General features: G+C 67.5%; 2 protein-coding genes. Both read left to right on the top strand.

Annotation, left to right across the window (positions count from 1 at the left end; translation table 11 throughout):
• The coding region (locus ACXJKJ_RS30100) for a hypothetical protein (protein WP_457395004.1) at positions 1-494 on the top strand (494 nt) is incomplete at its 5' end.
• 111 nt (positions 495-605) lie between these two features.
• A complete protein-coding gene (locus ACXJKJ_RS30095) occupies positions 606-1,166 on the top strand; it encodes a nucleoside deaminase (protein WP_256774965.1) in 561 nt (186 codons plus the stop codon).
• Positions 1,167-1,223: the final 57 nt, after the last annotated feature.

Raw genomic sequence — 1,223 nt, 5'->3', positions numbered from 1 at the left:
ATGCAGCGTTCCTCAACGCCGTGGGCGAGCGTGGCACCGGGGTGATCGTGCGCAGCGAGGAGACCAACTCCCGCCTCAACGAGCAGCCCATCTGGCGCTACGAGGCCATCGTGCATACCCGTGACGGCCGGGATGTGGAGACAACGCTGTTCACCCACACCGTCTCCCTGTGGCCGCTGCGCAACGAGATCCAGGTACCTGGTGTAAACCAGGTGTTCGAACTGAAGTACGTGCCCGGCTACCCGCGCAACATCGTGATCCTTACCGAGTCGTCGGCACACGGGCAGGCCCGGCAACGGTTGGCGGCACGCGAGGTCGTGGAGGTCGCCGAGCGGAAGTACCGTTTCAGCCCCGGCAATCCCGCGTTCGCGCAGGACTACCGGCAGGCGATGCAGGCGTTCATCGACGCCAACGATGGCGACCCGAACCAGCAGGTCGCGGTGACACGGTATCGCCACCAGCTGCGGGCGCTGGATGCGTCCCTCCCGCCCTGATCACCCCCCTCGCCCCCTTTTTCACGTGGCCGCGTTCAGCGCGGGCACGGCATCCCCCCGGGCGGCCCGATACACTGCCGCTGCTCCACCTTTGAAGAGGCCTACGTCCCGATGCTGTACGCGCAAGTCCATCTCACCCTGCCCGCCTGGATCCACGACCAGATCGACCTGGGCCGTGCCTATCCCGGTGACGCCGCCAAGGTCGCGCTGGCCATCGCGCTGTCGCGCCTGAATGTCGAGGCGCAGACCGGCGGTCCGTTCGGCGCGGTGGTGTTCGGCCCGGATGACCGCGTCATCGCCGCCGGCGTCAATCGCGTGGTGCCGCACAACACCTCGCTGGCGCATGCCGAGAACATGGCCTACATGCTGGCCCAGCAGCGCCTGCAGACCCCGCGGCTGAACGATGTGCTGAGCCCGATCACCCTGGCCACCTCGTCGCAGCCGTGCTGCCAGTGCTACGGCGCCACCGTCTGGGCCGGCATCGACCGGCTGTTGATCGGTGCCAGCGCGCAGGACGTGGAAGAACTGACCGCCTTCGACGAAGGCCCGCTACCGGCGGACTGGGTCGGTGAACTCAACAAGCGTGGCATCGAGGTCGTGCGCGACATCGAGCGCGACGCTGCGCGCGCGGTACTGCGCCAGTATGGAGAAACCAACGGTGCGCATTACTGACCGCTGCGCTTCGGGCGCGATTGTATGACCGGCCTGCTGTGCCTGTGCCGGCAGGGC

It is taken from the genome of Roseateles sp. P5_E1 (genome assembly GCF_054049335.1).
Note: the sequence above shows the minus strand (reverse complement) of the source record. Positions and strands in the feature narration are given on the sequence as shown.